Annotated in this window: 15 protein-coding genes and 1 tRNA gene; 8 read left to right on the top strand and 8 right to left on the bottom strand. The window is 65.2% G+C overall.

The annotated features are described in order from the left end of the window. Window positions 1-7 precede the first annotated feature (7 nt). Window positions 8-577 (top strand): GNAT family N-acetyltransferase, encoded by a 570-nt coding sequence (locus CK227_RS30355; protein ID WP_095775571.1) that lies wholly within the window; start codon window positions 8-10, stop codon window positions 575-577. Here CK227_RS30355 and CK227_RS30350 read toward each other — a convergent pair. Both CK227_RS30350 and CK227_RS30345 read right to left on the bottom strand, forming a co-directional pair. After that, entirely contained in the window at window positions 546-1,124 is a 579-nt protein-coding gene (locus tag CK227_RS30350; RefSeq protein WP_095775570.1) for a 2OG-Fe(II) oxygenase, read from the bottom strand. The genes CK227_RS30355 and CK227_RS30350 overlap by 32 nt on opposite strands. A gap of 74 nt (window positions 1,125-1,198) precedes the next feature. After that, on the bottom strand, window positions 1,199-1,474 hold the full coding sequence (locus CK227_RS30345; RefSeq protein ID WP_095775661.1) for a hypothetical protein: 276 nt from the start codon (window positions 1,472-1,474) through the stop codon (window positions 1,199-1,201). Window positions 1,475-1,749: 275 nt separating this feature from the next. Between CK227_RS30345 and CK227_RS30340 the strand changes: the two genes are divergently transcribed. Further along, window positions 1,750-2,544: a SapC family protein gene (locus CK227_RS30340; RefSeq protein ID WP_095775569.1), complete on the top strand. Its 795-nt coding sequence runs from the start codon at window positions 1,750-1,752 to the stop codon at window positions 2,542-2,544. Between the two features lie 85 nt (window positions 2,545-2,629). Here CK227_RS30340 and CK227_RS30335 read toward each other — a convergent pair whose 3' ends face one another. After that, window positions 2,630-3,052, bottom strand: coding sequence for a nuclear transport factor 2 family protein (locus CK227_RS30335; RefSeq protein WP_095775568.1), 423 nt, complete (start codon window positions 3,050-3,052; stop codon window positions 2,630-2,632). Between the two features lie 172 nt (window positions 3,053-3,224). Between CK227_RS30335 and CK227_RS30330 the strand changes: the two genes are divergently transcribed. Next, window positions 3,225-4,238: an AraC family transcriptional regulator gene (locus tag CK227_RS30330; RefSeq protein ID WP_095775567.1), complete on the top strand. Its 1,014-nt coding sequence runs from the start codon at window positions 3,225-3,227 to the stop codon at window positions 4,236-4,238. A 6-nt stretch (window positions 4,239-4,244) separates the two neighbouring features. On the opposite strand, the gene CK227_RS30325 is transcribed toward CK227_RS30330, so the two are convergent. Beyond that, a tRNA-Gly gene (locus tag CK227_RS30325) sits at window positions 4,245-4,319 on the bottom strand. Window positions 4,320-4,531: 212 nt separating this feature from the next. Between CK227_RS30325 and CK227_RS30320 the strand changes: the two genes are divergently transcribed. From CK227_RS30320 to CK227_RS30305, 4 genes are all read left to right on the top strand, one after another. Continuing rightward, window positions 4,532-5,029 (top strand): prolyl-tRNA synthetase associated domain-containing protein, encoded by a 498-nt coding sequence (locus CK227_RS30320; protein WP_095775660.1) that lies wholly within the window; start codon window positions 4,532-4,534, stop codon window positions 5,027-5,029. A gap of 81 nt (window positions 5,030-5,110) precedes the next feature. Continuing rightward, on the top strand, window positions 5,111-6,118 hold the full coding sequence (gene trxA, locus CK227_RS30315; RefSeq protein WP_095775659.1) for a thioredoxin: 1,008 nt from the start codon (window positions 5,111-5,113) through the stop codon (window positions 6,116-6,118). A gap of 124 nt (window positions 6,119-6,242) precedes the next feature. Further along, window positions 6,243-6,914, top strand: coding sequence for an LON peptidase substrate-binding domain-containing protein (locus CK227_RS30310; RefSeq protein WP_027047556.1), 672 nt, complete (start codon window positions 6,243-6,245; stop codon window positions 6,912-6,914). A gap of 168 nt (window positions 6,915-7,082) precedes the next feature. Further along, entirely contained in the window at window positions 7,083-7,325 is a 243-nt protein-coding gene (locus CK227_RS30305) for a Trm112 family protein (RefSeq protein WP_095775566.1), read from the top strand. A 420-nt stretch (window positions 7,326-7,745) separates the two neighbouring features. On the opposite strand, the gene CK227_RS30300 is transcribed toward CK227_RS30305, so the two are convergent. From CK227_RS30300 to CK227_RS30285, 4 genes are all read right to left on the bottom strand, one after another. Beyond that, window positions 7,746-11,099 (bottom strand): error-prone DNA polymerase, encoded by a 3,354-nt coding sequence (locus CK227_RS30300; protein WP_095775565.1) that lies wholly within the window; start codon window positions 11,097-11,099, stop codon window positions 7,746-7,748. Continuing rightward, a complete protein-coding gene (locus CK227_RS30295; RefSeq protein WP_095775564.1) occupies window positions 11,096-12,571 on the bottom strand; it encodes a DUF6504 family protein in 1,476 nt (491 codons plus the stop codon). Before CK227_RS30295 ends, CK227_RS30300 begins: the two co-directional genes overlap by 4 nt. Next, complete coding sequence (locus CK227_RS37560; protein WP_095775563.1) at window positions 12,513-13,547, bottom strand: hypothetical protein; 1,035 nt, start codon at window positions 13,545-13,547, stop codon at window positions 12,513-12,515. The genes CK227_RS30295 and CK227_RS37560 overlap by 59 nt, the downstream gene beginning before the upstream one ends. 107 nt (window positions 13,548-13,654) lie before the next feature. Beyond that, the gene (locus CK227_RS30285) at window positions 13,655-14,287 is read right to left on the bottom strand and encodes a LysE family translocator (protein ID WP_095775562.1); all 633 of its coding nucleotides are present in this window, start codon (window positions 14,285-14,287) and stop codon (window positions 13,655-13,657) included. A gap of 135 nt (window positions 14,288-14,422) precedes the next feature. Between CK227_RS30285 and CK227_RS30280 the strand changes: the two genes are divergently transcribed. Beyond that, window positions 14,423-14,845: a metallopeptidase family protein gene (locus tag CK227_RS30280; RefSeq protein WP_095775561.1), complete on the top strand. Its 423-nt coding sequence runs from the start codon at window positions 14,423-14,425 to the stop codon at window positions 14,843-14,845. The last annotated feature ends 175 nt before the right edge of the window (window positions 14,846-15,020 follow it).

Raw genomic sequence — 15,020 nt, 5'->3', positions numbered from 1 at the left:
TCTGTCGATGACCGGTCTGCAGGTGTTTGAAGCGGCATCAATCGGCTGGATGCGGGCGGTTGGCGCCGGGCTGTCGTTTCGCCCGGCTACGGATGCCGATCTGCCGTTCCTGTCACGGCTCTATGCGTCGACCCGCGCCGAGGAACTCGCGGTGACGTCCTGGACCGACGAGCAGAAGGCGGCCTTCCTCGACATGCAGTTCCGGGCGCAACACGCGCACTACATCAAACACTATCCCGCGGCCGACTGGCTGGTGATCATGCGTGACGGAGACGACATCGGTCGCCTCTATATCGAGCGCTGGCCGACCCAGCATCGCATCATCGATATCGCCCTTCTGCCGGCGCATCGGCGCAAAGGGCTCGGCGCGGCACTGCTCGGCGACCTTATCGACGAGGCATGGTTAGCCGGCAAATCAGCGTCGATTCATGTCGAGAAGAACAATCCGGCCAGACAGCTCTATGCCAGGCTCGGCTTCGCCGTCGCCGAGGACAAGGGCGTTTACGACCTGATGGTGTGTCCTCCCCGGTCAAGCGCTGGTGCTCTCACGCGCCGCGATACCACGACACGATGGTGAAACGTTCGTTGCGCGTGACCGGTGTGACTTCGTGCGTCGTTTCCGAACGGAAGGCAACGAGCGAGCCCGGCAACGCCGGCATGGTGACGCGCAGGTTCGGACCGCTGTATGGCCCATGCAGGACCAGCGAGCCGCCGGAATAGCCTTCGGGCGAAGGATCGTCCGACTGACGGTTGAGAAAAATCACCGCCGAGATCTTTCTGAACCGCGACTCGTCGTGAATGAGCGGCGTGTTGCCATCCTGATGCGGCACGAAGAAATCACCTTCCCGGTAGTGAAGAAACTGCGGCTTTTCGCAGGTGCCGAGCGCGAGCCCGAAATGCCGTTCCAGAGCCGTCTTCTGCCGCGCCAACAGGGCATTCACCGGCCCTTCGGTCGCTTCCGAGACCTCGGCGCGCCTGGTGCGGCGGACTTCGGGCCATGCCGGTTTTTGATCGGGACGCCCCATCAGGCCGGCCGGACGGCCCGAGGCAGCCCGAATTTCCGCGCACAGCGCGCAGCATGCTGCTTCGTCAAGGACGCCGGCGATCTGGATATAGTCGATCATATGTCGAGCCGCCCCTCCGAACCGCCCTGTGCCCTGATCGTCGTCCTGACCGACCGGACCGTCGAAAATCAAAATCAGTTGAAGACAGCCTCGTACTGATAGCCGGTCGCGTCGGCTGAAACCGGCACGATGAAGATGTCGTCGGCGATCGCATCGCTGGTGAGGTGGTAGATGGCCTGCGGCAGGCCTATATCGCGCGGCCCCTTGAACAGAAGCGTGAAGCCGCCGCCAGGGCGTGGGCTGGAGGCGATCTGGTGAACGGCCGTCAGTTCGAGGCAAACCGCCCTGCCGCCAATCGCAACAGTGAAAACCGACCCAACCGCCTGCTTGAAATCCGATACCGACGCCATACCGTCTGTCTCACTCCGCTTGTTGCCGGGCGCAATGTCGCCGCTTCGCGGCAGGCTGTCCATAGGCTGGCAGCAGCCCCGAGGCCCGGGCGAGACAATTCATCGCAAAATACCACGGCGGCCGTGCTTTTATGCGCGCCACGGACACTGTAGTACTTTGTCCCTGCGCCGGAGTCTTGGCCCAACCAAGATCAGCGCAACAAGAGCAGATGCCAGTCCTGGGGTCTGATGTGGAGGAGCCGGCCTGATCGGCCGGCGGGAGAAAGGGACGGACCATGGCTGATATCGGGGCGAAGACGCAAGCGGCGCCGGCGGATGCTGCCATGCCGCTGTTCTATTCCAGGCCCGAAGCGCTCAACCCAGCGCGGCACGGCTCGCTGGGGCTGACCGCGCGCGGCGACTTTGCCTTCGCGCGCACCGCGCATGCCATTCCGGTGGTGGCGTCGGAAATGCCGGCGGCGATGCGCTCCTACCCGATCGTCTTCATCGGCCCGGCCAAATCCCCTGTCATCATCACCGGCGTGCGCCAGGGCGAGAACTTGTTCGTCGATGCCGACGGCCGGTGGACCGCGCCGCATTACGTCCCCGCCTATGTCCGCCGCTATCCCTTCATCCTTGCCGAGGACCCGACCACGGCAGGCCGGCTGACGCTGTGCGTGGACAGGGCAAGCGAGCGGGTCATCGACCAGCTCATGGCGCCATTCCGCGATGACAAGATCGCGCCGTTCTTCAGCGGCAACCAGCCGACCGAAGCAACCAGGCAGGCGCTCGCCTTCTGCGACAAGTTCCAGATCGACTTCAGAGCCACCCGCGAGATGATCGACAGGATCGACGCGCATGGCCTGTTCGCGCCGCGCCAGAGCAAGGTGACGCTGGACGGCGGCGAAGTGCTCAACCTCACCGATTTCCAGGTGATCGACGAGCCGGCCTTCAACAGACTGAGCGACGAGGCCTTCCTCGACCTCAGAAAGTCCGGCGCGCTCGGTCTGCTCTACTGCCACCTCGCCTCGACCAACAGCTGGACATCGCTGGTGCACCAGGCATCGCTGCGCGGTAGGCCAGCCGCCTGAAAAGCGAAAGAGCCGCGGTCCGCCGCGGCTTTTCGCTCCATGGAGGGATAGCTGCGCCGCGCGAGCTGTCCGCTCTCGCCGGTGGTCAGATCATGGCATTGGTGTGCAGAGTGCCCTGCGCGACAGGCTGACGGACCTCCCAGTGCTCGACGAGCTTGCCCTTCGCCAGCCTGAAGAAATCGACGATGGCGATGCCGGTTTCCTCGGGCTCTCGTTTGGCGTGCATGTGAACGATGACGAAATCGCCCTCGGCGAAGATCCGTTTGACCTCGCCCCGGACCAAGGGAAAACGTTGCCGAAGCTGCTGCAGATAATCCCGGAACCCCTGGACGCCATCGGCGATGTTCGGATTGTGCTGGGTGTAGCTCTCGCCAAAATGAACGGCGGCCGCGTCCAAATCTCCCTCATTCACCGACTTTTCAATGAAGTCGAGCACGACGGCCTTATTCGCTTCGAGCGTCGCATCGTGGAGCGCTGTGGACGTCTGGATGAATTGCTGATCACGCATGGATATCTGTCCTGTCTTGGGATGGCTTGAAGCCGGTTGCTGAATCGGTCCGGTTCACCGCGCCCCGCACTTTCATCGACCGAGATGCGATGATCGATGGCTTGAACTTGCATATCCTTATCCAATCGTCTCAAATTGCGCCCTGTTTGGTTTTCGCGAAAGGAATACGGACGTGGACGTCTTGTCGGATGTCCTGGCTTCCATACAGCTGGGAAGTGCGGTGATCGGCAAGGCCAGGCTGCGGCGTCCGTGGGGCATCTCGGTCGATCCCATGCGCAATACCGCCATTCATCTCGTGCAGCGTGGCGAATGCTGGCTGCGCCTTGCGGGCAATGACGGACCCGTTCGTGTGGCCGAGGGCGACGTGATTCTCGTCGGCAGCGGTGTTGGTCACACGCTCAGCGACCCGGCCAATGCGCAGGTGTCGCCAATAGGCGCCGTGCTTTCGGCAACGCTCGATCCCGATGATCGGCCAGGCGTAGACGACGGGACGACGCTTCTGTGCGCCAAATATGCGCTGGACGGCGCGGGGCCGAACCCGATGGTGTCGCTGCTGCCGCCATTGATCCATCTGACGCGCGCACAGATCGCCGCCAATGAACCGCTTCGGCTGGCAACCGATCTGCTGCGGGTCGAGGCAAGTGGCGGCTTGACCGGCCACGACATCGTAGCGCCGCGTCTTCTCGACAGCGTGTTGGTCTTCCTGCTGCGGGCCTGGATCGAAAGCCAGCCGATCGGAACGGCGGGCTGGTTCGGCGCCTTGCGCGACAAAGGCGTGGCGCAAGCGCTGCGTCTCATCCACGAGCAGCCGGCAGTCCCGTGGACCGTTGCATCCCTGGCGCAAGCCGCATCGCAATCGCGCGCCACCTTCGCGCGGCGGTTCGCCCGGCTGGTTGGCGAACCGCCGCTGGCCTATGTCACGCGCTGGCGCGTCAACCTCGCTGCCAAAGCCTTGCGGGACAGCAATCGAACCATCGACGAAATCGCTCATGCGGTCGGCTACGAATCGGCGCCATCGTTCTCGCAGGCCTTTGCCCGGCTGACCGGGCAGCCGCCCGGCGGCTATCGCAGAGGCTTTCGGTCGTCCGAACCGGAAATCCAGCGCATTGCTTCCCCGAACGATCCGAGCCCCGAAAAGCAAAACGGCCGCCCGAAGGCGGCCGATTTAGCACTTGATTCCCCTTGAGGAAATTGGAGCGGGTGAAGCGATTCGAACGCTCGACCCCAACCTTGGCAAGGTTGTGCTCTACCCCTGAGCTACACCCGCTCACACGGCGTCTTGGCCGCAAGCCGGGCCTATATGGCTGAAGAGCGCGGCGATTGCAACAGGGAAATCGCAGGCTTTTTTCAACATGCCAAAGGATGCCGGCAAACCGCCCGCGACGCGGGGATTTCATCGGCCTGTCGTGCGATGGCCTTGTGTCGGCCACCGCATTGGCCGTAAACGGCAAGGCGGAAAAACGACGAAGAAGACGATCGATGCCGAAGACCGAAGCCGAACTTTTTGCCTTTCTCGCCGAACTCGGCATCGCCGTTTCGACGAAACGCCATCCGCCGCTCTATACGGTCGCCGATTCGCAGGCGCTGCGCGGCGAAATCGCCGGCGGGCACACGAAAAACCTGTTCCTGAAGGACAAGAAGGACAATTTCTACCTGGTCACCGTCGGCGAGGAGGCGGTCGTCGATCTCAAGCAGATCCACCAGCTGATCGGCGCCGCCAGCCGTGTTTCCTTCGGCAAGCCGGAGATGCTGATGGAGCTTTTGGGCGTCTCGCCGGGCGCCGTCACCGTCTTCGGCGTCATCAACGACACGGCGCACCGGGTCAAGCTGGTGCTCGACGAGGATTTGATGGCGCATGCCGTCATCAACGCCCATCCGCTGACCAATGAGGCGACGACATCGATCGCGTCGGCCGATCTCATCAGATTCGTCGAGGCAACCGGGCACGATGCTGCTATCTTGAAAGTCTCGGCATGATCGCCACATGCATGGCGAAACCGACTTCCAATGACATGGCGCCGACCCGCGGGCCGGCGGCGCGACCGAAAGGGTGACGAGATGAGCGACAACAAGCCGTTTGGCGGGTCATTCGGCAGCAGTGGCGGCCAGTATGCGCCCACCGTTCAGTATGGCGGAACGGGAGCCGCGCCGGCAAAGGTCGCGCTTGGCGATGCCGCGCCTCCCGCCGCCACCGGCGATGTCATCAAGGACACCACGACGGCCGCCTTCGCCGCCGACGTCATCCAGGAATCGCGCCGCCAGCCGGTGCTCGTCGATTTCTGGGCGCCGTGGTGCGGCCCCTGCAAGCAGTTGACGCCGCAGCTGGAAAAGGCGGTGCGGGCCGCCGGCGGCAAGGTCAAGCTGGTCAAGATGAACATCGACGATCACCCCTCGATCGCCGGCCAGCTGGGCATCCAGTCGATTCCGGCCGTCATCGCCTTCAAGGACGGCCAGCCGGTCGACGGCTTCATGGGCGCCATCCCCGAAAGCCAGATCGCCGAATTCATCACCAAGGTCGGCGGCAAGGGCAATGAAGCTCCGGCCGTGGCCGAGGCGCTGGCGGCCGCGACGGAAGCGCGCGAGGCCGGCGACATGCAGACGGCCGCCGACATTTTCGACGCCATCCTTGCGCAGGCGCCGGAGACGATCGAGGCGATCGCCGGGCTGGGCGAGCTGCTGTTCGAGGCCGGCGACACGCAAGGCGCCGAGGCTTTGCTGGCAACGGCGCCCGAGGCCAAGAAGGACGCGCCTGTTCTCGCCGCGCTGCGCGCCAAGATGGCGCTGGCCGCGCAAGCGGCGGAACTGGGCAATCCGGCCGAGTTCGAGCGCCGCCTGGCCGAAAACCCCAAGGACCATCAGGCGCGTTTCGACCTGGCCATGATCCAGAATGCCAGGGGCGAACGCACGGCGGCAGCCGACAACCTGCTGGCCATCATCAAGGCCGACCGCGGCTGGAACGAGGATGGCGCCAGGACGCAATTGCTGCAGTTTTTCGAAGCCTGGGGCATGACCGACGAGGCGACGCTGGCCGCGCGGCGCAAATTGTCGGCGCTGCTGTTTTCCTGAGCCGGCGGCTGTTTCGTCGCACGGGCTTGTGGTCGGCGGCGGCTGCGCCAGATTAGGAAGCTGACTTCGGCCAAGCCGACGATCCCGGCGGCGGGCGGCGAATGAAGTCGATCGGAGGAATGTGGTGCAAGCGGGAAACGCGCATTACCGGCTGGCCAAGGATCTGCCGTCGACGATCCCGATCTTTCCGCTCGAGGGCGCGCTTTTGCTGCCGGGCGGGCGCATGCCGCTCAACATCTTCGAACCGCGCTATCTGCAGATGGTGGACGAAGCGGTCGCCGGCTCGCGGCTGATCGGCGTCATCCAGCCCCGTCTGGACGGCGCGCTGCGCGAGGATGGCGAGCCGGAACTGTGCAATGTCGGCTGCGCCGGCCGCATCATCGCCTTCTCCGAAACCGGCGACGGCCGTTACCTGATTTCTCTGCAAGGCGTTTTCCGCTTCCGCATCGCTCATGAACTGACGGTCAAGACGCCGTTTCGCCAGGCAAAGCCGGCGCCCTTCCTCGCCGATCTCGATGACGATCCGGCGGCGAACGAGATCGACCGGCCGGCACTGCTCAAGGCGTTCCGCGCCTATCTGCAGGCCAATGACCTCGAGGCCGACTGGGAAAGCGTCAGCCGCGCCGAAAATGCCATGCTGGTCAACGCGCTGTCGATGATGGCGCCCTACGGCCCGGCCGAGAAACAGGCGCTGCTCGAAGCCGCCGACCTGAAGACGCGCGCCGAAACGCTGATCGCCATCACCGAAATGGCGCTGGCGCGCGAGAATGAGGACTTTGGCTCGAGCCTACAGTAAGATGTGCCGATATTCAGGTGATGCCGGCCTGCAAATGGCGGCTTCCTGCGCTTCCGGTGCTCACGTACGGAAAGTACGCTCCGCTCCGGTTCTCGGAAGCCACCATTTTCGACTCGGCCTGACCTGAATCTCAACACATCTTCAGATAGTCGGTCAGGAGGCAATAGAGTGGCGGCTGATGGGCGTGACGGAAAGAAGATCAATGTTGATCCCAAGCTGCTGGAACTCCTGGCCTGCCCGCTGACCAAGGGGCCGCTGGCCTGGGATCCAGAGCGCGGCGAACTGATCTCGCGGGTCGCCAAGCTCGCCTATCCGGTGCGCGACGGCATCCCGATCATGCTGCCCTCCGAGGCGCGGACGCTGTCGGCGGAGGATGTGCTGGCGCCGCCGAAGCTGAGTGGGCCGTCTTAGGGTATATCGATATTCAGGTTATGCCGGCCTGCAAACAATGGGTTGCTGGGCTTGCGGCCTTCGCCGGCCGAAGCACTCATAAGTAGCTTGTCAGTCAAGGCTACGGCCGGCGTAGGCCGGTGCTCACGGGGCCGGTGTAGGGGCGGTACCATTCATCGCGTCGTTATCCCAGGGCGGAGCAGCCGCGCAGCGGCGTCGCGGAGACCCTGGGATCCATGCCGTGACGTATGCGACGCGCGAAAGCGGGCCAGAACCAGGTGCCTTTCTTCCCACGGTGTAGAGACGCAATTCTGGACCGTGGCACTCTTCGGTTGATGTCGCGGCATGGATCCCTTGAGCTGCGGAGCAGCTCCAGGGGTCTGCGCGACGGAGCTTCGCTCCTGCTCCGCCCGTGGATGACGAAGGTGCGTGTGGCCCTGTCTACTGAAAATTGCGCCCCTTGGGCATGACGCTTTCCGCCTCTTCCGACAGCATCGCAATATCCTGCCCGACCGGCGCGTTGCGTATCGCGGGTCGGCTGTCGCGAATCGGAGCCTCAGCTTTCGCTGCTGGAGGGGAAGCGCCCGGCGCTCCGGCCCCGCTGACCTTCTCCAGAAGCACGGTCAGCCAGGGCGTCAGATCCTCGATCTTTTCGGCGACGATATGGATGACACCGGATTCCGACTGCAATTTGCCGGTGACCTTGACGAAGCGCGCGCCCATGACGATCGGCCGGAAGCGGTTAAAGGTCCGCTCCCAGAAGATGACGTTGGCGACCGCCTTGTCGTCCTCCAGCGTCAGGAAGATCGCATTGCCCTTGCCGGGACGCTGCCGCACCAGGACGAGGCCGGCGACGGAAACCCGCCTGCCGTCGCGTACCGAAGGCAGGTTGGCATTGGGCGTGACCCCGGCGCGGTCGAGCCGCTCGCGCAGGAAGGCGACCGGATGCGCCTTCAGCGACAGGCCGAGCGAGCGGTAGTCGTGGATGACATGCTCGCCGAGCGGCATTTTCGGCAACTTCGTCTCCGGCTCCAGCTCGCGCAGGCGCAGCGCCGGCTGGTCGAACAGCGGCAGCTTTTCGGCCGCACTCCTGGCGCCCAGCGCGCGCACTTCCCACAGCGCGGCACGGCGGTCGAGGCCGACCGAACGAAAGGCATCGGCCTGCGCCAGCCGCTCGATCTCGTCGACATCGAGGCCGGAGCGCAGCCAGACGTCACGGACGGTTTCGTAACCTGAACCCCGCCGCTTTACGAAATCCTCCATGCGTTCCTTGGAAAGGCCCTTGATCTGCCGGAAGCCGAGCCGCACCGCATGGTTCGTCTCGATGACCCCGCGCATATCGGCATGGCGCGGCAGGATGCGGGCCGGATCGAACGGCGCTTTTTCCAGGGTGCAGTCCCAGACGGAATAATTGACGTCGACCTCGCGGATGTCGACGCCATGGTCGCGCGCGTCGCGCACCAGCTGCGCCGGCTGGTAAAACCCCATCGGCTGCGAATTCAGGATCGCGGCGCAGAACACGTCGGGATAGAAGGTCTTGAACCAGCAGGAGGCATAGACGAGCAAGGCAAAGGAGGCGGCGTGGCTTTCGGGAAAGCCATATTCGCCAAAACCCTCGATCTGCTTGAAGCAGCGCTCGGCGAAGTCCTTGGTGTAGCCCTTGCCGACCATGCCGTCGATCATGCGCTGGCGGTAATTGCCGATGGTGCCGGTGCGCTTGAAGGTGGCCATGGCGCGGCGCAGTTCGTCGGCCTCGCCCGGCCTGAAGCCGCCGGCGACGATGGCGATCTTCATCGCCTGTTCCTGGAACAGCGGCACGCCCAGCGTCTTGCCGAGAATCGCCTTGAGCTCCGGTTTCTGATATTCGGGTTTTTCCTTGCCTTGTCGGCGGCGCAGATAGGGGTGCACCATATCGCCCTGGATCGGGCCCGGCCGCACGATCGCCACCTCGATGACGAGGTCGTAGAAATCCTTTGGCTTGAGCCTTGGCAGCATCGACATCTGGGCGCGCGATTCGATCTGGAAGACGCCAAGCGTGTCGGCGCGGCCGATCATGTCGTAGACGCGCCTGTCTTCCGGCGGCAAGGTGGCGAGCACATAGGGTCGGCCATAGGGATCCCGGGCTTTTGGATAGTGGTCCGTAAGCAGAGTGAAGGCGCGCTGCAGGCAGGTCAGCATGCCGAGCGCCAGAATGTCCACCTTAAGGATCTTCACCGAGTCGAGATCGTCCTTGTCCCATTCGACCATCTTGCGTTCGTCCATCGCCGTCTTGACGATGGGGACGATCTCGTCGAGCCGGTCCCTGGTGATGACGAAGCCGCCGACATGCTGGGAGAGGTGGCGGGGGAAGCCCATGATCTCATTGGCCCGTTCCATCACATGGCGCGATGTGGGGTCGCTCCGGTCGAGGCCGCCGGCGCGGGCTTCCTTCTCGCCGACTTCGGAGGTAGACCAGCCCCAGATCGAGCCGGACAGGGACGCCCGGACATCCTCCGACAGGCCCATCGCCTTCGACACTTCGCCCAGCGCCGAACGGCCGCGATAGCTGATGACGGCGGCGGCGAGCGCGGTGCGCTTGGAGCTGTATTTCTCGTAGATGTACTGGATGACGGTCTCGCGCTTCTCATGCTCGAAGTCGACATCGATGTCGGGCGGCTCGTTCCTCTCCTCGGAAATGAAGCGTTCGAACAGCGTGTCGATCCGGTCCGGCCCGACTTCGGTGATGCCGATGCAGAAGCAGACGATCGAATTGGCGGCCGAACCGCGCCCCTGGCAGAGAATGTCCTGGCTGCGGGCGTATTTGACGATGTCGTAGACCGTCAAGAAGTAGCGGGCGTAGTTGAGGCGCTCGATCAGGGCGAGCTCTTCCTCGATGCGCTTGATCACCGAATGAGGCACGCCTGAGGGATAGCGCCTGGCCGCCCCCTCCCGCGCCAGTCTTTCCAGCTCTGCCTGCGGCCCGAGACCGGATTCCGTCGGCTCGTCGGGGTAATTGTACTGGAGGTCGCTGAGCGAGAAGGCCAGCTCTTGCGCGAACAGCAGCGTCTCGGCCAGCGCCTGCGGATGCCTGCGGAACAGGCGGGCCATTTCCAGCGGCGGCTTCAGATGGCGTTCGGCATTGGCGCTGAGTTCCAGCCCGACCTCGGCGACCGGCGTGTTGAGGCGGATCGCGGTCAGCACGTCCTGCAGCGGGCGGCGTTCGGCGGTGTGGTAGAGGACATCGTTGGTCGCCATCAGCGGGATGCCGGTGCTCTGGGCAAGCGCCGCTGCCTGCTCGATCCGGAAACGGTCATTGCCCGCATAACAGGGCGAGACGCCAAGCCGCAGGGCCCTGCCGAAACGGTCCTTGAGCTGGCCAAGCAAGGCAAGACAGTCCTGCGCGCCCGCTGCCAGATCGGGCATGACCGCCAGCGACATCAGATCCCCCCATTCGAGCAGGTCGCCGCGCTGGAGAAGGGTGGCGCCCTTTTCGGTCTCGTCGCGCAGATTGGCCTGGGTGAGCATGCGGCACAGATGCCCCCAGCCTGCCCGGTTCCTGGGATAGGCGAGAATGTCCGGCGTGCCGTCGCCAAAAACCAGCCGGCAGCCAGGGTGATAGGCAAGCTTTTCGACCTTGGCCTGCTGCCAGGCGCGCACCACGCCGGCCACCGTGTTGCGGTCGGCAAGGCCGATCGCCGAGAAACCCATGAGCTTGGCCGCGACCACCAGCTCCTCCGGCTTGGAGGCGCCGCGCAGGAAGGAGAAGTTCGACTGGATGCCGAACTCGGCATAGGGAATGACGGTCAGCGCGTTCATGCGAAGACCCCGTGCATGAACCAGCGCGGCGCGGCTTGCGAGCCGCCGTAAAGCCCTTGCCGGTAGAGCCAGTAGCGGCGGCCGTCGGCATCCTCGATGCGGAAATAGTCGCGTGTCGATGCCGCGGCGTCGCCTGGCGCCTGGCGCCACCATTCGGCGGCGATGCGTTCGGGACCCTCGGCGCGGGTGACGCGGTAGAGCGCGCGCCGCCAGCGGAAATGCAGCGGCGGACCCTCCGGCATTTCGGTGGCCGGCACCTCGATGGGCTCGGGCGCGCGGAACAGCCGGATCGGCCGTTCCGGCGGAAAGATGGTTGTAGGCGCCCGCACCCTGTCCGGTCTCTTCGGCGGCGTGGTCCGGCGCGGCGCTTCGCTGAAGGGGACGATGGCGACGGCGCGCTCCGGCAGATGGCTTTCAACCGCGACCGGCTGCAGCACGGCGCCCTCGCCGAGCCGGGCGCGGATGCGGTCGGCGAACAGCGCGATGTCGGCGCCGTCATCGGTCACCTCGCCCGTCAGATCGGCCTGCGCCATGTCGAAGGCGGCGGCCGCCAGCACCGAAAGCCGCACCAGATCGAAGCCGTAGCCGGCGTCGATGTCCTGCTCGAGGGCGGCCAGCCTTTCATGGAACAGTTTCTGGATCAGCCGGGGATCGCGCATCGGCCGCGAGGTGCCGAGCGCGATGCGGCTGACGGCGCCGTCGACGCGGAAGAGCAGCAGCGCCAGCCTCCGCGCGCCCTCGCCGCGGCGTTCGAGATCGGTCTTCAAGGTTGTCGCCAGCAGGCCGACCAGCCGCTCGATGTCCTCGGTCAGGGTGACGGGTTCGGCGAGATGCCGCTCGACCGAAAGCGGCGCCACGGGAAGGCGCGGCGAGACCGCTTCGTCGAGACGGCCGAGCGCCTGGTCGAGGCGCAGCAGCAAGGTGGCTCCGAAGCGGCGGGCAAGCGGCGCGCGCGGTGCTGCCATGACGGCGCCCGCCGTGCGCAGGCCGACACTTTCCAGGCTGGCGCGGGTTTCCGGCGCTATGCGCAGTGCGGCGAGCGGCAGAGGCGCCAGCAGCGCTTCCTCCTCGCCTGAAACAACGATGCGTTCGCCGCAAAAGCGAGCCGCCGCCCAGGCCGCGCCCGGCGTCGGGGCAAGGCCGGCGCGGACATCGAACCCCTGATGGAAGAAGCGCGACAGGATGTCGTCCAGCATGGCGCGTTCGCCGCCGAACAGATGGGTGCAGCCGGTGACGTCGAGAAACAGTCCGTCCGCCCCATCCAGCGCCACCAGCGGGGTGTAGCGGTCGCACCAGTCGGCAAGGCCTTCGAGCAGGCGCCGGTCTGCCTCCGGATCGGCCTCGACGATGTCGATCGACGGATGCATGGCACGCGCGTCGGCAATGCCCATGTCGCGCTTCAGGTGCAGCGCCTCAGCCCGCTCGTCGAGGGCTGAGATGCGCTGCGCGTTGCCCTGGCGGTGGCTGATCACCAGTGGCGGATGAGATGGCGTAGGGTGATCTTGGGGCCGGGAACGCCAGGACCGCCCCAGGCGCTGCCGCAGGATCCTTTCGGCCGCCAGATAGGGAAACCACAGGGACAGGATTCTTTGCCCGGCCTGTCCGTCCTTCCTCGCCCCTTCTTTCGTCGAATACGCGTTCATCGGGGTTCCACTCCAGTGTGAATTGTCCAGGCAAGGCCGTGCGGCTCTTGTCGATGCTGATGGTGAAGGCCGTGCGGCCGATCGATCCGGCGAGCGGCCCGGCGACGGTTTTGCGCGGCACGGCCGGCGCCGGCGAGACGATGAGGCGGACGGGCGCCGCCGTCGGTTCCGGCTCGGCCGCCTGCCGCAGCAGGAATACGGGGCGGCCGGCACTTTGCGCCCTCGCATGCAGCCGGCGCGTCGCGGTCAGGTCGAGCCGCAGCGGGTTGCCGCGGATTTCGAGGATGACGGCGGCGAGCGCCGTCATCCGCGCTGCTTCCTCGGCGACCCACAGCGCATCGACGAGTTTCGGCGCCTCGGAAAACAGCAATTGCTCAGGCCCGATGCCGAAGCAGGCCTGCAGTCCCCTGGCATAGGGAAAGCCCGCCTCGCGGAAGATCTCCGTGGTGCCTATCCACAACACCGGCAGCCCTTGCGCCTGCTTGAGGATCAGGCTGGCGAGCGACAGGGCAAAGCCGGCGACGGCTCCGGCATCGCGGGTTTCCAGGCCATGGATTTCGCTGAGCGCCGCTTTCGGCAGCCCACCGCTCAGGGCGGCATCGAGAGGGTCGACGCCGATCGGCAGGAAGGCATCCGGCAAGGCTGCGGCAAGACCGCGCCGGACGATCGTGAGATCGGCGCTGGCGTCGGCATCAAGCGGCGCGCCAGCCGGCGCCTGCAGGCGCTCGGGCAGCGTTCCCTCGATCTTCGCGATCTGGCGGCGCAGGGCAAAAACAGTCTCCCGCGCCACGGCTGATATCGCCATGACGGTCAGTGTCCACTCACAATTGTTCCTGTTATGTTCCTATTGATTCCAGAGGGTGACGGAAGAGTCAAGCAGAGTCATAAGGAATTTATTCCTGCAAACGCGCTTCAGCGCTGGCCGCCGAAAGCCAGTCGTGCGGCCAGGCCCGCGAATACGGTTCCCAGCAGGATCTGCGGCGCCCGCCGGAACCGCGTGCGTTTTGATAAGGCGGCTCCGATCCGGCTGGCGGTCAGGATGACCAGGCCGTTGACCATCAGCCCGATCAGATTGAGCACGGTCGCCAGCAGCAGGATCTGGCCGGCGACGGAACCGGTCTCGGGGCGCACGAATTGCGGAAACAGCGCCAGCACGAACAGCGCCATCTTCGGGTTGAGCAAATTGGTCAGCAGGCCTTGCCGGAAAATCCGGCTTCGCGAATAGCGCGGCAGGCCGGCGACCGGGGCAAATGCCGTTCCGTCGGAACGGAACGCCTTCCAGGCGAGATAGGCAAGGTAGGCCGCGCCGGCATAGCGCACGATGTCGTAGGCGATGGGCGCTGCCAGGAACAGTTGCGACAGGCCGAAGGCGGCGGCCAGCGCGTGGCAATAGGTGCCGGCGGCGATGCCGGCATAGGTCGCCAGGCCCGAGGCGCGCCCCTGGCTGGCGCTGCGGGAGGCGATCAGCAGCATGTCCGGCCCTGGCGTCGCGGTCAAAGCGAGGCAGGCAATGGCGAAAAGTCCGATGGTGGAAAGGTCCGGCATGAGAACTCCCCAGGAGATGGCCGGAACCGACCCCTAAGCGATTCCTCGGCATCGGCAAAGGTGCCGCGGCAGGAATTGCCGCTTCATTTGCCTCGCCCGGTGCGAAAGCCTATATGCCGGATCAAAGGACAAAGCATGGCCCGCATCTACAAGACCCGCACCTGGCATGGCGAACTCGCCCCCTCGATGGAGGAGATAGAGTTCCTGGCGCTGGAGGCCTACGCCCATCTGCCGGAAGATTTTCGCAAGCTGACGGGCGAGATCGTCATCCAGATCGCCGAGTTCCCGACCGACGAGATCATGGACGACCTGTCGCTGGAAACGCCGTTCGACCTGCTCGGCCTGTTCGAGGGCCGCGGCATCGCCGAGCGCTGGAACCCGCAGACCGGCGAAGGCCCGAACCGCGTCACGCTCTACCGCCGCGCCATGCTCGACTACTGGGCCGAAAACGAGGAGACGCTCGGCGACATCGTCACCCATGTGCTGATCCACGAGATCGGCCACCATTTCGGCCTGTCGGACGATGATATGGAGCGGATCGAAGAAGCGGCTGAGTAGAGCCCACACTTCGCCATCCTAGGGTCTGCGCCGCGTCGCTTCGCTCCTTGCTTCGCCCTAGGATTGTTTGAGAAGGATCAGGTAGTCTGGCGGCCGGGACTGCGGCCCATCACAGCCGGCAGTCCCGGCGGCAGGCGACCGTCCCTGGGATCGGGCGAGCACCCGACGTCATCAT

Source organism: Mesorhizobium sp. WSM4308, from assembly GCF_002294905.1.
GTDB lineage: Bacteria > Pseudomonadota > Alphaproteobacteria > Rhizobiales > Rhizobiaceae > Mesorhizobium.
This window is presented reverse-complemented; position numbering and strand designations above follow the sequence as displayed.

Bases quoted from the DNA above. Each gene is read 5' to 3' on its own strand.
- CK227_RS30355 (WP_095775571.1), top strand. From the start codon at position 8: ATGACCGGTCTGCAGGTGTTTGAAGCGGCATCAATCGGCTGGATGCGG.
- CK227_RS30350 (WP_095775570.1), bottom strand. From the start codon at position 1,124: ATGATCGACTATATCCAGATCGCCGGCGTCCTTGACGAAGCAGCATGC.
- CK227_RS30345 (WP_095775661.1), bottom strand. From the start codon at position 1,474: ATGGCGTCGGTATCGGATTTCAAGCAGGCGGTTGGGTCGGTTTTCACT.
- CK227_RS30340 (WP_095775569.1), top strand. From the start codon at position 1,750: ATGGCTGATATCGGGGCGAAGACGCAAGCGGCGCCGGCGGATGCTGCC.
- CK227_RS30335 (WP_095775568.1), bottom strand. From the start codon at position 3,052: ATGCGTGATCAGCAATTCATCCAGACGTCCACAGCGCTCCACGATGCG.
- CK227_RS30320 (WP_095775660.1), top strand. From the start codon at position 4,532: ATGCCGAAGACCGAAGCCGAACTTTTTGCCTTTCTCGCCGAACTCGGC.
- trxA (WP_095775659.1), top strand. From the start codon at position 5,111: ATGAGCGACAACAAGCCGTTTGGCGGGTCATTCGGCAGCAGTGGCGGC.
- CK227_RS30300 (WP_095775565.1), bottom strand. From the start codon at position 11,099: ATGAACGCGCTGACCGTCATTCCCTATGCCGAGTTCGGCATCCAGTCG.
- CK227_RS37560 (WP_095775563.1), bottom strand. From the start codon at position 13,547: ATGGCGATATCAGCCGTGGCGCGGGAGACTGTTTTTGCCCTGCGCCGC.
- CK227_RS30285 (WP_095775562.1), bottom strand. From the start codon at position 14,287: ATGCCGGACCTTTCCACCATCGGACTTTTCGCCATTGCCTGCCTCGCT.
- CK227_RS30280 (WP_095775561.1), top strand. From the start codon at position 14,423: ATGGCCCGCATCTACAAGACCCGCACCTGGCATGGCGAACTCGCCCCC.